The following is an 18,709-nucleotide window of genomic DNA, read 5'->3' on the forward strand; positions in this document are numbered from 1 at the left end:
CGCGCAATCATCTGGGATTGTCAGATGCCGATCGTTGAAATCTCCACCCATTTTGACGCATCTCCAGATCAGGTATGGGAGGCGCTGCAGAAGCCACGCCTGCTGCAATTCGTGGCGCGTCCCATCCTGCACTTCACCCCAATTGATCCACCGCAATTCCCCGAGCGATGGACGCCGCGGGATTACACCGTGCGCATGTGGTTTTTGGGTGTTCTGCCGGTTGGGCGCCAGATCATCGGTCTGTCGCATCCGCAAGCGGAAGGGGATGAGCGCTTTATTCGCGACAATGGCCGCAGCGCGATCATTAAGCGCTGGGACCATCTGATCTCAATTGCGCCAGAGGATAACGGCACGCGCTACACAGACCGGGTCGAGATTGAGGCCGGGCTGCTGACGCCCTTTATCGTGGCCTTTGCCCATGTCTTTTATCGGCACCGCCAAAGGCGTTGGCGGCGCCTGATTGCCAAGGATTTCAACGATCCGTGTTTCTAGTGCGGGTGGTCTAGCTGTCCGAGCCGATCATGAAGCACGTCGTCCCACGTGCCTGCAGCCTGCGGCAGGCCAGATCAGCGCCCTCGCGCGTGAGCCCCATGAAATTCGCATCAAACCCGCCAGAGCGTTGCACGACCCGTCGCAATGCCCCGTCGAGCGAGCTCATCTCGTTCAGGGCAACCCGCAAGAGCACCCGCTCGGCGTCGTAACGCGTATTGTAGCGGCCCACATTCACGCCCCAATGACGTCCACCGGACGTGGAAATCCGGGTCACCACTTCGGGCTCGGTGTTGACGGCAGGGGGCGGTGGGGGTGCCACGGCAGCCACCACCGTCTCAGCCGGGCGCGTTGTGGGTGTTACCGCAGGCGTGGCCGTCGCGACGACCGTAGTCTCGACCGGAGGGGATGCGCCAAGCGCCTCGGCCACGGCCGCATCCACGGCGCTGGCCAGTACCGCATCAATGCTGTCGGTATCGACGGCGGCGACGAGCGCTTCCGGCTCAGGCGCCTGGGGTAAAGGTCTGGCGATGGGGCGCATGCTGGTTGCGACCAGCCCGCTCACACGAACAATCTTGCCGCCCGGAATGGCGCCACCGCTGTTGCTGCTATTGCTCGACAACATCGCAATAGGCGGGTTGGGCCGCCGAATGGTTGCGCGTGACGGCGCGCGGTTAAAGCCCATATCCATCAATTCCGTGATCCGCGCATTCCGCGCGGCTGTCGATGACCCGCCAAAGACGGTTGCAATGATCCGCTCCTGCCCGCGCTGAGCAGAGGCGACCAGATTGAAGCCTGCCGCACGCGTGTAACCCGTTTTGATGCCGTCGCCGCCTTCATAGGCGTCAAGCCAACGGCGGTTAGTGTGACGGACGGTCGCGATGCCCGCATCAGCCGAACGGCGCGAGAAGAGGTTATAGTATTGGGGGAAATCGTAGATCACGTGCCGCCCCAGGATCGACATATCGCGCGCAGTCGAAAGATGGCCCGATTGCGTCAGCCCATGCGCATTCCGAAAGGTCGTGTTGCGCATGCCCATCGCCCGCGCGGTGCGGTTCATGCGTGTGGCAAAGGCTTCTTCTGAGCCCGATATCGCCTCGGCAATGGCGGTCGAGGCATCATTGGCCGACTTCACAGCTGCTGCACGCAGCAAGAACCGCAGACGGATCGTTTGCCCCTGCCGCAAGCCCAGCTTCGACGGTGGCTCTGACGCGGCCAACCGGCTGATCGTCACGGGCGTATCAAGCGAGATCTCGCCCCGCTGCACCGCCTGAAACGCAATGTAAAGCGTCATCATCTTGGTCAGCGATGCGGGATGCAGTCGTGTATCGGCATTACGTGAATGCAAAACCTCACCGGTACGCGCATCCATCACCATGGCCGCGTATGGCGCGCTGCCCGCCCTGATCGGCGCGAGCATCAATGACATCAACAATACACAAAGAAATAGACCCTGCAGGGCCACCTGTCCCGAACGACTTGCCACGTCGCTTGCCTCTTTTTCTGCCTCAATGGCCCCGAATTTTTCCGGTGACCTTATTGTTATGACGTCACGCTAACATAAGTCTGATTTTCAGAAAATACCCCAATTTCAAAGACTTTGGCGCTGACTCTGATATCTCAGCGCAAGATGTCGTTGTCGCTGGAACACATGCCACAAAAAGCGCGATTTGCCCCTGAAAGTGACACTGCGGCTTTGTGAGAAGGATGGGGTTTTCACAAAAGTCCTGTGCCTTATATATAGGCCCATCGGATTCAGGGATGCTATATGCAATCGACGGTTTACATGATGGCTGGAAAAGACGACGCGGATGACGGTGACGTCGGAGTCGTGCTAGAAACAAAGCCCAAGACAAAACGTCCGCCGATGTACAAGGTTCTGATTTTAAACGATGATTTCACGCCGATGGAATTCGTCGTGCATGTGTTGGAGCGGTTTTTCGGCTTGTCGCACGCGCAAGCCTTTGAATTGATGCTGACCGTCCACAAAAAAGGTGTGGCGGTTGTGGGTGTCTTTAGTCACGAAATTGCGGAAACGAAAGTGGCGCAAGTGATGGACTTTGCGCAGCGCCACCAGCACCCCCTGCAATGTACGATGGAGAAAGAATAGCGGCGCGCCGCTTTCTTGACTGATGTCGCAATCCCGTCTCAGCAGCGCCCTTGAAGATGGCAGTATCACGTTGCCAAACGGCAACATTGCGCTGATGCGCCCGCCTGCGACTTATGATGTCGCGGCATTGCCGCGCGACCGTTTGCAGATCGTCCACGGTTTCTACCCGGATCGTTACGCCTGGCAGGGGGCAGGCTTTGAGGTGTCCCAAAGCCTCGGCCCTGCTGCGACGGCCATAGTTGTCGTGCCGCGCGCCAAGGCGTTAGCCCGCGCCATGATTGCAGAGGCTTGTGCGAGAGCAGAATTTGTCGTCCTGGACGGGCAAAAGACCGATGGCATCGACAGTCTGTTCAAATCCTGCCGTGCGGTTCTGGGGGACTTGCCCTCCATTACCAAGGCGCATGGGCGGCTCTTCTGGTTTCCGGCCACAGACGCCTTCGCGGATTGGGCCCCACCACCGCCCGCCAAGGGCCCGGACGGCTTTTTCACAACTGCAGGTGTGTTCTCCGACGGGGCGGTTGATGCGGGTTCGGCTCTCTTGGCCGATCTCTTGCCCGCAAAGCTGCCTGCGCGCATGGCCGACCTTGGCGCGGGCTGGGGGTATCTGGCGCAAGCGGCACTCTCCCGCGACGGCATCCAGTCCGTCGATCTGATTGAGGCCGAGGCGCTGTCCCTCGATTGCGCACGGTTGAACGTCACGGACGACAGGGCCCAGTTTCACTGGGCAGACGCCACAAATTTCACCGCCGACCCGCCCTATGGCGGGATCGTCATGAACCCGCCCTTTCATACCGGTCGCGCGGCTGATCCATCGCTTGGGCGGCGTTTCATTCAAGCGGCTGCGCGCCTCTTGGCGCCGCATGGCAAGCTCTGGATGGTGGCGAACCGTCATTTGCCGTATGAAGCAACGATGACCGAATGTTTCCGCAATGTAGACATCATTGGCGGCAATGGTGCCTTCAAGATCTTTCATGCGACCCGGCCCCAGCGCTGAGCGGTCAACAGGAGCAACCCCATGTCATTTTCAATCTCTGGCAAAACCGCCGTCGTCACGGGCGCGGCAAATGGTGTTGGCCTCGCCATCGGGCGGCACTTTGTCGGCAAGGGTGCCAATGTCGTTTTTGTCGATATGGATGAAAAGGCGCTTTGCCATGAAATGGGCGAAGAAGCCAAAAAGGAAGAAAATGTGCGCGTCTTCGCGGGTGATCTGCGCAAGAAGCTGACCATTGCCAATCTCTTGTCCACAACCATCGATGCGTTTGAGCGGGTCGATATCCTGATCAATGCGGCCCGTCAGGTCATGACAACCGATCCGCTGGACCCCGAAGACAACAGTGTCGAAGAGCTTTTACAGCAGAATACCTTAACGGCCATGCGGGTCAGTCAGGCCGTTGCGCGCAAGATGATCAAACAGGCCGGTGATGGAACACCTGATGGACCAATCGGTTCCATCGTAAACCTCAGTTCCATCGCGGCCCGCCGCACCCATCCCGATCTTCTGGCTTATTCAGTGAGTTCCGCAGCGCTCGATCAGATGACACGCTCCATGGCCGTGTCGCTTGCGCCCAAAGGTATTCGCGTCAATGCAGTGGCCTTCGGAAGCGTGATGAGCGCGAGCCTCAAGGGCTCGCTGAAGGATCAGGACGACGCGCGCGAGGCAATTGTCGAAAATACACCGCTCAACCGGATCGCAAGCGCGGGCGAGGTTTCGGATGCGGTGCAGTATCTAGCCTCTGACGCGTCATCCTTCGTGACCGGCCAGATTATCACCGTTGACGGGGGCCGCACGCTGATCGACCCGGCCGATGTGGCGGTGCACTAAGCCTGTCACTCTGGGTGAATGGCAATGCATTGCAGCACCGCCTGATCAGAGCTTGCTTGCGCCAGCGTGAACCGCTCTTGCAGCGATTCCAGCTTGGCCTCTTCTGCCCGCAGATCAATCGCAACCGGCACGGTTGTCGTAAACGTCTCGGTCTCGTTGCAGGGGAAGAAGAATGTGGAGCCGTCATCATTTTTACCACGGCAACTGCGCTGCAAGGTGCGCACGTCCTGACGTTCCTCAATCGCATAGCCTCTGGCGAGATTTGCCTGCGTCTCGTTGATCAGGTTGGAAAGGACCTTTGTGTCCCGCGTCGCGTCGGCGATGCATTCCTCGCGCGGTGTGGCGCAGGCGGCCAGGGCCAGGACAGGCAAAATGATAAAGGCAGGGCGCATCGCATTCTCCGGGTTTGGTATGGATCATCACAGCATGATCAGTATGGTGCACGAAAGCTAACACACCGTGTTATTCAATATCAGGGCATAAAGGGTGGGCATGTCAGACGGATTTGAGGCAGAGAAAAGCCAGGCATCAAAATGGTTTCGAAGCCTGCGGGCTGAAATCGTCGCGGCGTTCGAAGGTTTGGAAGACAGCCATCAAGGCAAAGGTGAACCGAGGCGGTTTGAGGTCTCCGAGACCAAGCGCGCCGCACCCGATGGCGGCGATGCAGGCGGTGGCCTGATGTCCGTGATGCGCGGCGGTCGTGTCTTTGAAAAGGTCGGCGTCAATGTCTCAACCGTTTATGGTGAGCTGGGCGAGGCTGCGCAAAAGGCGATGGCCGCACGCGGCGTGCCCGGGATGGCCGATGACCCGCGCTTCTGGGCCTCTGGCATCTCGCTTGTGGCGCATATGCAAAACCCTCATGTCCCGGCGGTTCACATGAACACACGCATGTTCTGGACACCGCATGCCTGGTGGTTTGGCGGCGGGTCCGACCTGAACCCTTGCATTGAATACGATGACGACACTGCGCATTTTCATGCCACGCAGAAGGCGCATCTCGACCCGCATGGATCAGATCACTACCCCAAGCTGAAAGCCTGGGCGGACGAATACTTCTTCATCCCCCATCGCCATCGTGCACGCGGGGTGGGTGGGATCTTTATGGATGATTACTGCACCGGAGATTGGGAGGCGGATTTCAAGCTCACCAAGGATATCGGTCGGGCGTTCCTGCCCGCCTATGTGCCCCTCGTCGAAAAGCGGCGCGATACGCAGTGGACCGAGGCGGACAAGGAAACGCAGTTGGTACATCGCGGTCTCTATGCCGAATACAACCTTGTCTATGATCGCGGCACGAAATTCGGTCTCGCCACCGGCCACGACGCCAATGCTGTGCTGATGAGCCTGCCGCCGCTGGCGAAGTGGGTTTAGTCCACCGTCACGAACTTGGCACCACCGACCGACCGGGTGGTGCGGGTCGTTTCGACGACCTCGAACTGAGGGTCTTCCTCGACGTTATTGCGGGCGATGTCCCGCAGCAACATGCCCGCCAATTCGGGTGAGATGTCGCCGCCGCTCGCCCGGCTCAACAGGTTCGCCGCGCGTTCCGGTGCAAAATGGACGACGATGCGCGCGATCCGCATCTGCGACAGAGCGAATGACGTTCTTGCCAAAGGATCATTGCCCAAAGCCGCACGTTCCGCTTGCGACGCTGGCACCAGCGTCAGCCACGCGATCAGCGCAAGCAAGGCTGCCACCCACAAACTGCGGATGCCATGAAACAAGAGGCGAAAGGTCAATGGCATGCCCGTCTCCCGATTGGTGACCGCAGGTTGGCGTAGCAATGCGGCAAAACTAGGACCCGCGCGCTGTGTCGATCATCAGGTGCACATTGTCGGGATTGGCATCCGGCGTGATCCCGTGGCCAAGATTGAAGATATGCGGGCCTTTGCGAAAGGCGTCACAAATGCGCTTCGTCTCATCAATCAGTGCCTGTCCACCGGTGACCATATGCGACGAGGCGAGGTTGCCCTGCACACAGCCGTCGATCTGCACATGCTCTGCCGCCCAGGCCGCATCGATCCCGTCATCAAGTGCCACGCAGTTAGCGCCCGTCGCGCGGTGCACACCAGCATAGCGATGCTCCGCACCGCGCGGGAACACGATGACCGGGATGCCCGGGTGCCGATCATTGATCGCGTGGGTGATGCGCTGCATCGGATGGATTGAGAACTCGGTAAAGTCATCCCCCTGCAATGACCCGGCCCAGCTGTCGAACAATTTGACGACTTCGGCTCCGGCCTGAATCTGCATCGACAAATACTCGATCGTAGCCTCGGTCAGCCGGTGGATGATCCCTTCAAAGACGGGGCGGTTCTCCGCTTTGAGCGCATGGGCCGGCCCCTGATCGGGTGTGCCGCGCCCGGCGATCATGTACGTCGCGACGGTCCATGGCGCGCCGGCAAAGCCGATCAGCGTGGTTTCCGCAGGCAATTCGCGCGACAGGATTTGCACGGTTTCATAGACCGGGCGCAGTGTCTCGTGGATGTCGTCAACAATCTTCAGTTCGGCGAGTTCGTCCGCCGTGGTGATCGGCGTCAGACGCGGGCCTTCGCCTGTGACAAACCATAACTCCGCACCCAGCGCCTGTGGCAGCAACAGGATATCGGCAAACAGGATCGCGGCATCAAAGCCGTAACGCCGGATCGGTTGTAACGTGACCTCCGCGGCAAGCTCGGGATTGTAGCAGAGCGACAGAAAATCCCCGGCCTGCGCTCGTGTTGCCTTGTATTCTGGCAGATACCGCCCTGCCTGGCGCATCATCCAGATCGGTGGCGTGGGAAGGGTTTCACCCGCAAGGGCCCTCAGGATCGTCTTTTGCTGCGCCATGGAATGTCCTTTTTTATCAGTCCTGTGGTCCCAATTGCAGAAGATGTTGTCAAGGGAGTTGTCAGGCTAGGTTGACAGGTCTAACAATCACCTCATGACAATGCATCTGCCCACTCCCAACAACCCGTTCAGAATTGGCACGCGCGGCTCTCCGCTGGCGCTGGCACAGGCGCATGAGACCCGCGACCGGCTCATGACCGCCTTCGATCTGCCTAATGAGGCTTTCGAGATTTGCGTAATCAAGGTCACCGGGGATCAGATTCTCGACAAACCATTGCGCGAGATTGACGGTAAGGGGCTCTTTACGCGCGAGATCGAAGAGGCGCTGCTTGACGGCTCCATCGATATCGCGGTGCATTCGACGAAAGACATGCCCGTAGAACAACCCGGCGGGCTGATCCTCGACACGTTTCTGCCACGTGAGGATGTGCGCGACGCATTTGTGTCGCTCAAGTTTGATGGCCTTTCGGCGCTTCCCGATGGCGCGGTGGTTGGCACCTCATCAACCCGCCGGCGCGCCCAGCTTGCAGCGCGCTTTCCAAAACTGGAGGTGGTCGAGTTTCGCGGTAATGTGCAGACCCGTTTGAAAAAGCTGGGGGATGGTGTGGCCGATGCGACATTTCTAGCAACCGCCGGGCTGCGGCGGCTTGGCATGGATGATGTACCCTACCACCCGATTGACCCCGATGAGATGTTGCCTGCCATCGCTCAAGGCGCCATCGGGATTGAGCGGCGCCTGAATGACACCCGCGCCGCCGATCTTTTGGCGGCCATCCATCACAAAGAGACCGGCCAAAGGCTGCAGGCCGAACGCGCGCTTCTGGGCGGTCTCGACGGCTCATGCGAGACGCCAATTGGCGGCCTGGCGGAGCTTTCTGGTGGGTCACTGCGCCTGCGGGGCGAGATCCTGCGGCCCGACGGGGCAGAGGTCTTGGCCGACGATATCAGCGGTGCGGTCGAGGATGGGGCCGAGATCGGACGGGCTATGGCCGATGGGCTGCTGAAACAGGCAGGCCCTGATTTCTTCGCCGTAACTGCGTAAGGGCACTACGCGGACGGGATCACCTTGCCAGGGTTCAGGATGTTGCGCGGATCCAGTGCCATTTTGATCGCGCGCATCGCATCAAGTGCGACCGGGTCCTTCCGCCGTTTCATCGTCTCAAGCTTTGAGACGCCGATGCCATGCTCGGCGCTGAACGACCCACCTAACTCCTGCACCACGTCTTCGACGGCAGCAACAAGGGCGTCTTTCGCAAGAGGATCGTTTCGGCTGATGTAACTTGTGTGATGGATGTTGCCATCACCCAAATGCGCCACCATCACCTCTGTCGCATCGGGGTCAATTGCCTTCACGCGTGGCGTCAGCCTTTCTTCGAAAGCGGCTACCTTGTCGACGGGCACCGCGACATCGGTATTGACGAAGACACCGCCAAAGAAGGCGACTTCGCCAGCATCCTCGCGCCGCTTCCATATGAGTTGCCTCTGCGCCTCATTCTGCGCGATCACCGCGTCCAGAACGGAGCCATCTTCCAGCATCTCGCCCAGGGTCTGCTCCAACAGCGCCACGACAGGCACCTGTCCGTTTTCGTCGGGCTGCGCGTCTGCCTCCGTCAGCGCGGCCACTTCGATCATGACATTGACGTCATAGCCTTGCTCGAACGCGGGCGGAAAATCGGGGAACAGGCTGTGATGCTTATCCATGTAACTGCGCGGCATGTACTCAAACGCCTCCACCCCGCCACCTGTCACATCCTGTAGTTTGTGCAAAAGCGAGAGCGCGTCCTGCAGGCTCGGCACCGCCACCATCGCCGTGGCATAGGCCTGTGGTTTGGGCGCAAGCCTCAGCACCGCTGCCGTAATCACACCCAGCGTGCCTTCCGCGCCGATCATCAGATTCCGCAGATCAAGGCCGGAATTGTCTTTGTGCAGCGCGCTCATCAGGTTCATGATCCGGCCATCGGCCATCACAACCTCAAGCCCCAGACAAAGGCCGCGCGTGCTGCCATAGCGCACCACGTTTGACCCGCCTGCATTCGTGGACAAGAGCCCGCCAATCATGGCAGAGCCGCGCGCGCCAAGCGTCAGAGGAAAGATCAGATCGTGCTCCTCAGCCGCATCATGCAGGTTGGACAGGATCACACCGGCACCCACGGTGGCCGTGCGCCCGGCAACGTTGATTTCGGAAATCTCATTGAGACGTTCAACCGACAGCATCAGTGCATTTTGCGCCAGTGTCGCACCGGTCAATCCGGTCCGCCCTGAAACCGGCACAACCGGCGTTCCGGTTGCATGCGCGATCTTCAGAATCTCTGAGACGTCTTGCGTGGTTCTGGGCCGCAACACGGCCAATGGTGTTGAGGTATATGCTCCGGTCCAATCCCTGCCATAAGGTGCTGCATCGCCATCGGTCAGAACATTCTCATCACCGATTACATCACGCAATTGACCCAGTACTGACATCCACTACTCCTGCCGTCTTACCTGAAATTCTATCTGTAAATGGCGGCAGTAAAAAGGGAAAACGCCCGCGCGCGCAAAAGGTCGGCGCGCGGGCTTACTTTATTCTAGTCCAGAACCGGTGTCGCGCCGATCCAACGTGCCACATCAGGCAAGTCAGGGGCAGTTCCCAGTGCACGGTCCTGCAAGCTATTGGCGCCAAAGCGGATGCGCATGCCCAGCCCAACGCTCAGATCATTGGCACGATCAATATCGCCATCTTCATCAGTTTCCGCGATGTCGAGATGGTAGGCCGATCCATATACCGATGTTGTGCCGCCGAACATGTCGACACCGAGCATCTGCTCGAATTCCATGCCGTAGCGAGTGAATTGCATCTCGTCCGGTGTGTCGCTGTCCGCGTCTTGTTCACCCTCGGCGAATGCGACATCAAGCAGCAGTTTGGACTGCCCGTCATTGAAGAAGCGTTGTCCGATGATACGGCCAAATGTGACGTCAGACGGTGTTTCGGGGTCTTCCGCGTCACTGTCGAATTGTCCGGCCTGCGCGCCAATCAACCAGTCTCCGGTGGCCCATTGTCCACCAAGCCCGGCGATGGTGTAATCCGCATCCTGCTCACCGTCGGTGTCAGAGCTATCGACTGTACCCAGGCCCGCGAAACCACCAACGTAGCCTTGATCGAACTGGTAGCCGAATTGCAGACCAAGACTGCCGCTGGCGTCGTAGGTATCGTCCGCATCCTCACCACCAACCGACGATGGGTAATCGGTGCCTTCAAGATCAACTTCGATCTGTGTCAGCAAATTCTGACCCAGTGGCACAGCGGCAAGTCCGCCGATGGCAAATGTTGTGACGTCCTCGATTTCCGCCAGCGGCGAACCAGAGGAGTTCACGGCGGTTCCGCTACGCGAAATCTGCCCGAAAGAAAGATCGCCTTCAAAGATCATGTTGCGCGATGTTAGGCTGTCCGCGACTGCTCCGACTGCAGAGAGTGCCAAGACGGATACTGCCATGCCCAAGATTTTTGTCATTTTTGGTCCTCATTAACAAAGTGTTAAAGTGGGCGACCTAGGCAGCAAAAGAGGCCGGAACAAGCCTGACCTAGGGGGAAGTCATGTCCTTTTGGTTACATTCGCATGTTTGGAAGGTGGCATAACTGAGCCAGTCTTGTTTTTGGCGCTGCGGTTAGGCTGAGCGCCCAACTCCAGTTGCCTTCCGCAGGAAGTCGCGATGTGCTCGCCTGCAAACCTTTACTACGGTTAGAAATATGGTGGCGCGGGGGAGACTTGAACTCCCGACCTCGCGATTATGAGTCGCGCGCTCTAACCAGCTGAGCTACCGCGCCGCACCACGAACGCCCGATTACGCAAAGGGTGCAGTGCTGTCAAACCGATTCTGGCTTTTGTGACGCAGGAAATCACCTGCGCCATGCAACGTCCCACAGGATGGGTGTTTGCGCTCATCCGCATCAATCGTAGCGTAGCTCGGTCGCCTTCCCCCGGAACACCGTGTAGGCGAGGATCGTGTATCCCATGATCGTCGGCAACACGACACATGTCCCGACCAGGATGATGAAAAGGCTCTCCGGCGCGCTTGCGGCCTCGTAGATGGTCAACTGATCCGGCACCACAAAGGGGTAGAAGCTGTACGCCATTCCCGCAAAGGCCAGCACCCAGAGCGCCGTTGCGGCCGCAAAAGGCAGCCAGGAATAGCGGTCCCCGGAAAATGGCATGCTGCGCAGCATGGACCACAGCCAGACAACCAGCACGCCAGACAGGATCGGCAATGGTGCCAGATAGAGCGCCTCGGGCCAGCTGAACCATTTGTCGAAGATCCGTCCGCTCACAAAGGGTGTGGCCAGTGAAATTGCGCCGATGCCCAAGACCAGCCCCCAGATGCCGCCCTTGGCCCAGTCTACTGCTTTACGCTGCAGATGCTCATCCGTCTTGTGGATCACCCATGTGGCGCCGATAAAGCTATATCCCACTGTCAGGAACACCGCTGTCAGAACGGCAAAGCCGGTATTCATCCACGTCCATTCCAGACCCATCACATACATGCCCAGCATGAAGCCTTGGCTGAGCGACGTCATCAGGGAGCCCGCGAAGAACGCGTTGTTCCATGCTCGTTTATGGGGTGCGGGTGCCTTGGCCCGAAACTCGAACGCGACACCGCGTAGGATCAAACCGATGAGCATGATTGTGACGGGCAGGTAAAGCGCTGTCAGGATTTCACCATGGGCCGCGGGAAACGCCACGAGCATCAGACCAATCGCCAGCACCAGCCAGGTTTCATTCGCATCCCAGAACGGCCCGATTGAGGCGATCATCCGATCTTTCTCATCGGCTTCCGCAAACGGGAACAACACGCCAACGCCAAGGTCAAACCCGTCCAGAACCACATATATGAGGATCGAGGCTCCCATCAGCCCGGCAAAGACGAAGGGCAGCCAAATCTCAGGATCGCCGAAATAGTACATCTGCGCTACTCCGCCGGAACCGCGCGGGTAATCGCGGCCTCGGATTGGGGGACGTTCGGTTCAATCGGCTCCCCGCGTGACATGCGCCGGGCGAGAAAGAAGATCACGTAGATATAGGCGATCAGCAGCACCGCGTAGATCGCGAGATATGCAATCAGCGATGACAGCACCAGCGGCGCGGGCACATCTGCCACGGCCTCTTTCGTGGTCATCACGCCTTGTACCAGCCACGGCTGACGCCCGATCTCGGTCGTGTACCAACCGGCAAGCGTGGCGACCCAGCCGCTGAAGCTCATCGCAATAAGGCCGTAAAGCATCGGTTTCGGCAGTCCCTCCACCCCGCGCTTGCGGCGCAGGATCATGTAGGCCGCACTCCAACTGACGAGCAGCATCAAAAGGCCCGTGCCCACCATCACGCGGAACGACCAGAAGACGGGTGCGACGCGCGGGTGCAGTACCTCACCATCCTCTGTGACAAAATCGTTCAGCCCTTGCACCTCACCGTCCCATTCATGGGTCAGGATGAAGGATGCGAGGTTGGGAATGCCAATCTCAAAATGGTTCTCGCGTGCCTCTTCATCAGGAATGGCGAACAGAATCAGCGGAACGCCGGTATCCGTCTCCCAATTGCCCTCCATGGCGGCGACTTTGGCCGGCTGATATTCCTTTGTGTTCAGCCCGTGCATGTCCCCTACAAAGATCTGGACCGGGATCAGAAGTGCCGCCATGAAAATGGCCGTTTTCAAAGCCACCCGCACCCCTTCGGTCCGCCCGCCGATCAGCCAGCGGAAGGCGCTGACACCTGCGATCAGGAAGCTGACGGTCAGGAAGCTTGCCAGCACCATATGGGTAAAGCGGTAGGGCATCGATGGGTTGAAGATAATCGCCCACCAATCGGTCGCGTGCGCCACGCCGTCAATCATTTCAAAGCCTTGCGGGGTGTGCATCCAGGAATTCAGGACGATGATCCAGAACGCCGACATCATCGTGCCGAAGGCCACAAGGAAGGTGGCTCCCGTATGGAGCCAGTTCGGCACGCGGCTGAAGCCAAACAGCATAATGCCGAGGAACACCGCCTCCAAAAAGAATGCCGTCATGATCTCATAGGCCAAAAGTGGCCCCGCGATGTTCCCCACCGTTTCCATGAACCCGGGCCAGTTCGTGCCAAACTGGAACGACATCGTGATGCCCGACACCACGCCCATTGCGAAGGATAGCGCGAAGATTTTGACCCAGAACCGATAGGCCTCCATCCAGCGTTCCTGCTTGGTGCGATTGTACTGGATCTTGAAGTAGAGCAGCACCCATCCCAAGGCGATGGTGATCGTCGGGAACAGGATGTGAAATGAGATATTCGCGGCGAATTGGATCCGCGACAGCAGCAGGGTTTCCATGTGAGGTCTCGCTCATCTTGGCTTTGTCACATCATATATAGCCGTCTGCAGCGGGCCTTCATCCGGGTGCGACAGCAAGGCGCGGGTCGGCACAGTCTCAAAAAATTGTCATAAATTCATGCTATGGTTGAATTGTTTAGCCAAAGGATTTTGATGATGGATTTTACCAATTTCACCTCGCGGGTGGACCGCGTCGTTGATGGCGATACGCTGCGCGTTTTCCTCAAGCCGGATGACGAGAGAAGCGAAAGCCTGCGTATTCTGGCCCTCGATACCGAAGAGGTCTCACCCGGCACCAAACCGGTCACACCGCTGGGCCGTGTGGCCTCGGATCGTGCGAAGGCGCTCTTTGCCGAGGGCGATGACGTGACGGTGACCTTACCGGGCACAGAACCGCTAGAGACCGCACTTGCGAAATATCGCGGCAATTTCGGGCGTCTTCTGACCTATCTGAATCTCGCCGATGGCACCGATTTTCAGGAACTGATGATCCGCGAAGGGCTCTCACCCTATTTCGTCAAATATGGTCGCGCGCAGGGTGATGACCGTCACGCCCGTTATACGGAGGCCGAGCGTCAGGCTCAGGCTGCAGGACTCGGCATTTGGGACCAGATCGCCAATAACGGCTCGGTCTTGCGCGACTACGCGAACCTGTCATCGTGGTGGGAGTTGCGGGGCCGGATCATCGAGGAGTATCGCAGGCTGAAGCTGGCCCAGCCCGATCTTGGCTTGCTGAACACACGCCTCGACTATGCCGCACTGGTCGAGATTGCGAAGGCCGAGGGCACCGCAACGGTCTTCATGGAACTGCGCGATTTCCGTCCGGCAGGCTCGGACCATATCATCTTTTCCACCGGCTCCCTCTCGCAGCCCTATTCGCTGTTCATCCCCGGCGGGAACACGGAAAGTGGCGCGGATGTGATGCGGCTGATCCTGACGCGCTATCGCCCCGACGGCGAAAGCCAGCCGCGCCGCAGCTATGCTTATGTGACCGGCCCCACCAAGATGTTTCCCGATGAAAACGGAACGCCCGAAATCATCGTGACCTCACCCGATCAGATCACGGACCTGCCGCCCGGTGCGCAACCGCTTGCTTGACACGCGAGGCACGCTGTCCCTTTCTGGCGCAGGCAACGAAAGGGGCAGCAGATGGCGCAAGGTTTCCTTACCACACATGTTCTCGACACGGCCAATGGCGTGCCGGCTGCCGGGATGGTCATCGATTTCTACAGGCTGGAAGGGGATACGCGCACGCATCTGGCGAAGATGCAAACTAATGCCGATGGCCGGACCGATACGCCGATCCTGCCGCAAGAGGATTTCGCCGTTGGACGCTACGAGTTGATCTTTCAAACCGGCGCCTATTTCGGCCACAGCGCTGATCCAGCATTCCTTGACGACATCCCCATCCGGTTTGGGATAAATGACGCCACATCCCATTACCACGTGCCGCTTCTGGTCTCGCCTTTCAGTTTCTCGACCTATCGAGGAAGCTGACACCGTCATCTGCATTTCATGAAGGCAGACCAGAGTTCACGCGAGCAATGTCGGTGGAGGCCAAAATCGACTTACTTTCTCGCCATTCACCTCCTGGTCTGTCAGGTTTGCATCATGCGCTGAGCCTTATGGCCGCGGAGCGAGAGCAGGTTTCGGTCGCCCAAATTCTGAAAATCCTCGGCGCGCGAGGTCATGGGCCGATCATCCTGACGCTCGCGGGCCTGATGATGCTCCCCACCGGCATGCTGCCTTTCATGCCCTCAATCATCGGTATCCTGATCTCCCTGACCGCGTTTGAGATGCTCGTTGGCGGGCAAGGCGTCTCGGTCCCCGGTCGTGTGGGTCGGATCATGATCAGTGCGCCGATGCTGCGTGCAGGGTTGGATCGGGCTGCGCCGATCTTTGATCGGCTTGGTCGCCTGATGCATCCACGCGCGCAGTTCTTGGTCCATAACAAGCTCGCGCTGACAGCGATCGCGATCGTGCTTTTGATGATTTCCGGCACGATGATTATCATCGGCGCGATCCCCGGACTGCCATTCATTCTTTGCGTTCCGGTCCTTCTCTTTGGTCTTGGCCTGACGGCAGGGGATGGTGTTGTGGTGGCTCTGGCTATTGCTGCCTGCATCGGCGCCGGTTTGGGTGTGGCTTGGCTGCTCTGAACAAGTGCATGAATTAGCAAAGACTTAAGCGAGCGTACGTCTCCCCTGCGGGGAAGGTCGTAAAACCAGCGCTAGGCTCCGGACCCTGAGAACGTCCAACGCGTGGTTTGCTGGTAAGTCTCGCCCGGTGCCAGCAGGATGGATGGAAAGTGCGGGTTGTTGGGCGCGTCCGGCCAATGCTGCGCTTCGATGGCCAGTCCTTCATAGAAGCTCTGCCCAGGACGTTGTGCCGCGCGCCCGTCATAGATCTGAATACCCGGGGCGGTCGTCCCGACCGTCATGTTCACACCACTTTGCCCCTGCAACCAAAGAACATCGCGCAACGCTTCATCCGTTTCGGACAGACAAAAATTGTGGTCCAGATTTGGCGCGCCGGGGTTGATCAACTGGGCCTCGCGAAAGTCCATCGCAGTGTCTGTAAACCCCGCGATTTCTCCTGTTGGGTAGTCATCGGGCGTGCTCGGCAGATAACGATCAGCAGCGATCCGCAAGCTGTGGCTCGCCCAGGTCTCGGCGCCGTCCAGGTTCCAATAGCTGTGATTGGCAAAGTTCATCAGCGTCCGGGCATCTGTTGTCCCGGTGATGTGCATGGTCAGCCTGGCGGGCCGGGTGAGTGTGTATGTCACAGTGATCTGGCGGTTCCCCGGCAAGCCGCACATCCCATCCGGCAGGGCCAGACCCAGAGTCAGGCTATCATCGCTGACGGTCTCGACATTCCACACCTGATGCTGTGCAGCTTTGACGCCGGAATGCAGGTGAATCCTGCCTTTCTCATTGCGTTCCAGTTCGTAGACCATCCCGTCAATGCGCACGCGGGCATTGCTGATCCGGTTGACCACCGGGCCGATCAAGGGTCCGTGATAGCGCATGGCGCCCTCATAGTCGGACAAAAGGTCAGAACCCAGTGTCAGCGCGTGATCAATGCCGTCCAGACGCAAGTCCTGCAGGATCGCACCGTAAGTCAGAAGGCTGACGGTCAGATTGCCGGCGGTGAGGGTGATCTTGTGGACCTCCCTCCCATCCTCGGTCGTGCCAAATGGCGTCACGCCAAGACTTCCCAATGGACGCCGGCCGGTTTGATCGTCGTGCCCCGCCAATTCAGCGCAGTTGGTGCGTAGTTAAAGACGAAGCGATGTGTCATCGTATCGCGGATGCGCAGCCCGTCAGGCAGGTTATGCGTGTCGATGGCAAGCGCTTTGCAGAGGTCACGGATAATCCGATCAAAGGTTGCATCATCCGGCCATCCGGCCAGATAGCGCAGGTTGTCATTCCCGATGATCGCTGGTTGGCCTGTCCCGGTACTCAGATATGTCGTGGCATCGCCTTCGAGATGCTCGAACCAATGCAGGAATTGTCCCTTACCCTCCAGCGGTATGGTGTCATCGGGCGGAATGCTCTCCGTCAGGGCGACGCTGATATCAAGGTTCGGCAGGTCCGGGCCGAGAGGCACTTTGACGGCGAGTTCGTTGGTCTTTGTATCGCTGCGTGGACCGATCAGCGCGATGCCTTTGAAGGTGCTGAGCGCTCTGCGGAATTCATCGGTCAGGGTCATGAGACCTGGTGCGAGCACCAGTTTGTAGGGCGCAAGGTCGGCGGTATCGGGTGGCAGGATATCGATGTTGAGCCCCGCTCGCCGCAACGCGCGATAGGCGGCGAAGGCAAGGCGGAACATCTCGAAATCCGCACCTTGCGGCTGCGCGTCCCAAGCCCAGGCGCTTTCATAGTCGAAGATGAGGGCAGCTTGCGCCTGCACCGTTCTAACCTCGGGCAGCTCGGCGATCTCATCGGCCACTTGACGGGCCTCTTCGAGCGCCGGGGCTGGGGTGCTGTCAGGGCGCAAGAGCCCCGCATGCATCTGCTCTTGCGCAAAGGGCGCCTGCCGCCAGCGGAAATAGCAGACCGTCTCGGCGCCATGGGCGAACGCCTCCCACGCCCAGAGCCGCACCATGCCGGGCAGGGGGGCGGGATTGTAAGGCGCCCAGTTCACCGGGCCGGGCTGCTGTTCCATGACCCAAAGCCGTCCCTTGCCCACAGCCCGATAGAGGTCGTGGTGAAAGGCCTGCATGTCGGGATGCCCCTGCCGCAGGAATTCTTTCTTTTCGGCGGGCGTTCCCTCCAACCGATCTGAAAGAAAGCCAATCAGGTAACTATCCCATGAAGCGATATCCAGATCCGCGCCGACCTTCCAATGATCAAAGGCCGTGATCCGACCCATGTAGTTGTGGATCAAGGGGGCTTGCGTGTGCTTGCGCAGTTCATCGGCCTGCACCTTGTTGAAGGCCACCACCTGATCCGAGCTATAGCGCCGGAAGGCCAGTTGATGCGGATGGTTCGGTTCGGTGACCGTCAGGTTTGGCAGGTCGATCTGGTCGAAACTGTCATACTCCATCGACCAGAAGACATTGCCCCAGGCGCGGTTCAGCGCGTCGGTCGATTGGTATTTCTGCGCCAGCCAGTCCTGAAACCCTTTTCGCGCTGCGTCCGAATAACTGAGCGTCGTTTCGTGGCAATCATATTCGTTATCGATCTGCCAAGCGGCGATATGCGGGTTCTTCCCATAACGTTCGCCCATCAGCCGCGCGATCCTGCGGCATTCGTCGCGATAGCCCAGATGGCTGAAATCATAGTGACGGCGCGATCCGAATTTGCGCGGGCGGCCTTCGGCATCGACAGCCAGCATGTCGGGATACTTGTCCACCATCCAGCGTGGCGGTGTGGCGGTCGGTGTGCCAAGGATGATCTTCAGCCCAGCGGCGCCCAAAACCTCAATCGCCCGGTCGAGCCAGTTCCATGTGAACGTACCTGGGCTCGGCTCCATCCGACTCCACCCGAACTCGCCGATCCGCACCCAGGTCAAGCCCGTTGCGACCATACGGGTTGCATCCTCGGCCCACTGATCCTCGGGCCAGTGTTCGGGATAATAACAGACGCCGAGCGTGCGTTTCATGGTCGTCCTTTTGAGTATTTTTG

At 59.1% G+C, this 18,709-nt stretch carries 19 protein-coding genes and 1 tRNA gene; 9 read left to right on the forward strand and 11 right to left on the reverse strand.

What is annotated here, in order from left to right; genetic code table 11:
- The first annotated feature begins 24 nt into the window (after positions 1–24).
- Positions 25–492, forward strand: coding sequence for a hypothetical protein (locus SLH49_RS05420; RefSeq protein ID WP_320268129.1), 468 nt, complete (start codon positions 25–27; stop codon positions 490–492).
- Between the two features lie 10 nt (positions 493–502).
- On the opposite strand, the gene SLH49_RS05425 is transcribed toward SLH49_RS05420, so the two are convergent.
- Positions 503–1,918: a D-alanyl-D-alanine carboxypeptidase family protein gene (locus SLH49_RS05425; RefSeq protein WP_320268130.1), complete on the reverse strand. Its 1,416-nt coding sequence runs from the start codon at positions 1,916–1,918 to the stop codon at positions 503–505.
- A gap of 339 nt (positions 1,919–2,257) precedes the next feature.
- Between SLH49_RS05425 and clpS the strand changes: the two genes are divergently transcribed.
- The 3 genes from clpS to SLH49_RS05440 are packed head-to-tail and all read left to right on the forward strand — an operon-like array spanning position 2,258 to position 4,421.
- Positions 2,258–2,599: an ATP-dependent Clp protease adapter ClpS gene (clpS, locus tag SLH49_RS05430; RefSeq protein WP_320240756.1), complete on the forward strand. Its 342-nt coding sequence runs from the start codon at positions 2,258–2,260 to the stop codon at positions 2,597–2,599.
- 22 nt (positions 2,600–2,621) lie between these two features.
- A complete protein-coding gene (locus SLH49_RS05435; protein ID WP_320268131.1) occupies positions 2,622–3,593 on the forward strand; it encodes a class I SAM-dependent methyltransferase in 972 nt (323 codons plus the stop codon).
- Between the two features lie 21 nt (positions 3,594–3,614).
- Positions 3,615–4,421, forward strand: a complete 807-nt coding sequence (locus tag SLH49_RS05440; RefSeq protein ID WP_320268132.1) for an SDR family oxidoreductase — start codon at positions 3,615–3,617, stop codon at positions 4,419–4,421.
- A gap of 5 nt (positions 4,422–4,426) precedes the next feature.
- Here SLH49_RS05440 and SLH49_RS05445 read toward each other — a convergent pair whose 3' ends face one another.
- On the reverse strand, positions 4,427–4,813 hold the full coding sequence (locus SLH49_RS05445) for a hypothetical protein (RefSeq protein ID WP_320268133.1): 387 nt from the start codon (positions 4,811–4,813) through the stop codon (positions 4,427–4,429).
- A gap of 100 nt (positions 4,814–4,913) precedes the next feature.
- On the opposite strand from SLH49_RS05445, the gene hemF reads away from it, so the two are divergent.
- The gene (hemF, locus tag SLH49_RS05450) at positions 4,914–5,792 is read left to right on the forward strand and encodes an oxygen-dependent coproporphyrinogen oxidase (protein ID WP_320268134.1); all 879 of its coding nucleotides are present in this window, start codon (positions 4,914–4,916) and stop codon (positions 5,790–5,792) included.
- Here the strand turns inward: hemF and SLH49_RS05455 are convergent.
- Both SLH49_RS05455 and hemE read right to left on the reverse strand, forming a co-directional pair.
- Positions 5,789–6,166: a hypothetical protein gene (locus SLH49_RS05455; RefSeq protein ID WP_320268135.1), complete on the reverse strand. Its 378-nt coding sequence runs from the start codon at positions 6,164–6,166 to the stop codon at positions 5,789–5,791. The two genes, hemF and SLH49_RS05455, sit on opposite strands and share 4 nt — an antisense overlap.
- A 49-nt stretch (positions 6,167–6,215) precedes the next feature.
- Positions 6,216–7,250 carry a uroporphyrinogen decarboxylase gene (hemE, locus tag SLH49_RS05460; RefSeq protein ID WP_320268136.1) on the reverse strand — a complete coding sequence of 345 codons (1,035 nt, stop codon included), beginning with the start codon at positions 7,248–7,250 and terminating at the stop codon, positions 6,216–6,218.
- 94 nt (positions 7,251–7,344) lie between these two features.
- Between hemE and hemC the strand changes: the two genes are divergently transcribed.
- Positions 7,345–8,292 (forward strand): hydroxymethylbilane synthase, encoded by a 948-nt coding sequence (gene hemC / locus SLH49_RS05465; protein ID WP_320268137.1) that lies wholly within the window; start codon positions 7,345–7,347, stop codon positions 8,290–8,292.
- A gap of 5 nt (positions 8,293–8,297) precedes the next feature.
- On the opposite strand, the gene SLH49_RS05470 is transcribed toward hemC, so the two are convergent.
- The 5 genes from SLH49_RS05470 to SLH49_RS05490 form a co-directional block, all read right to left on the reverse strand.
- On the reverse strand, positions 8,298–9,710 hold the full coding sequence (locus tag SLH49_RS05470) for an FAD-binding oxidoreductase (RefSeq protein ID WP_320268138.1): 1,413 nt from the start codon (positions 9,708–9,710) through the stop codon (positions 8,298–8,300).
- A gap of 104 nt (positions 9,711–9,814) precedes the next feature.
- A complete protein-coding gene (locus SLH49_RS05475; RefSeq protein WP_320268139.1) occupies positions 9,815–10,738 on the reverse strand; it encodes a hypothetical protein in 924 nt (307 codons plus the stop codon).
- A gap of 237 nt (positions 10,739–10,975) precedes the next feature.
- Positions 10,976–11,052: transfer RNA gene (locus SLH49_RS05480), tRNA-Met, on the reverse strand.
- 123 nt (positions 11,053–11,175) lie between these two features.
- Positions 11,176–12,186 carry a cytochrome d ubiquinol oxidase subunit II gene (locus tag SLH49_RS05485; protein WP_320268140.1) on the reverse strand — a complete coding sequence of 337 codons (1,011 nt, stop codon included), beginning with the start codon at positions 12,184–12,186 and terminating at the stop codon, positions 11,176–11,178.
- Positions 12,187–12,191: 5 nt separating this feature from the next.
- Positions 12,192–13,580, reverse strand: coding sequence for a cytochrome ubiquinol oxidase subunit I (locus SLH49_RS05490; protein ID WP_320268141.1), 1,389 nt, complete (start codon positions 13,578–13,580; stop codon positions 12,192–12,194).
- A gap of 153 nt (positions 13,581–13,733) precedes the next feature.
- Between SLH49_RS05490 and SLH49_RS05495 the strand changes: the two genes are divergently transcribed.
- From SLH49_RS05495 to SLH49_RS05505, 3 genes are all read left to right on the forward strand, one after another.
- Positions 13,734–14,678 carry a thermonuclease family protein gene (locus SLH49_RS05495; protein WP_320268142.1) on the forward strand — a complete coding sequence of 315 codons (945 nt, stop codon included), beginning with the start codon at positions 13,734–13,736 and terminating at the stop codon, positions 14,676–14,678.
- A 51-nt stretch (positions 14,679–14,729) separates the two neighbouring features.
- The gene (gene uraH / locus SLH49_RS05500) at positions 14,730–15,077 is read left to right on the forward strand and encodes a hydroxyisourate hydrolase (protein ID WP_320268143.1); all 348 of its coding nucleotides are present in this window, start codon (positions 14,730–14,732) and stop codon (positions 15,075–15,077) included.
- A 128-nt stretch (positions 15,078–15,205) separates the two neighbouring features.
- Entirely contained in the window at positions 15,206–15,739 is a 534-nt protein-coding gene (locus SLH49_RS05505; protein ID WP_320268144.1) for an exopolysaccharide biosynthesis protein, read from the forward strand.
- Positions 15,740–15,810: 71 nt separating this feature from the next.
- Here SLH49_RS05505 and SLH49_RS05510 read toward each other — a convergent pair whose 3' ends face one another.
- Complete coding sequence (locus SLH49_RS05510) at positions 15,811–16,785, reverse strand: aldose epimerase family protein (RefSeq protein WP_320268145.1); 975 nt, start codon at positions 16,783–16,785, stop codon at positions 15,811–15,813.
- The gene (locus SLH49_RS05515) at positions 16,782–18,686 is read right to left on the reverse strand and encodes a beta-galactosidase (RefSeq protein ID WP_320268146.1); all 1,905 of its coding nucleotides are present in this window, start codon (positions 18,684–18,686) and stop codon (positions 16,782–16,784) included. The genes SLH49_RS05510 and SLH49_RS05515 overlap by 4 nt, the downstream gene beginning before the upstream one ends.
- Positions 18,687–18,709: the final 23 nt, after the last annotated feature.

Origin of the sequence: Cognatiyoonia sp. IB215446 (assembly GCF_033963825.1) — a bacterium.
GTDB lineage: Bacteria > Pseudomonadota > Alphaproteobacteria > Rhodobacterales > Rhodobacteraceae > Yoonia.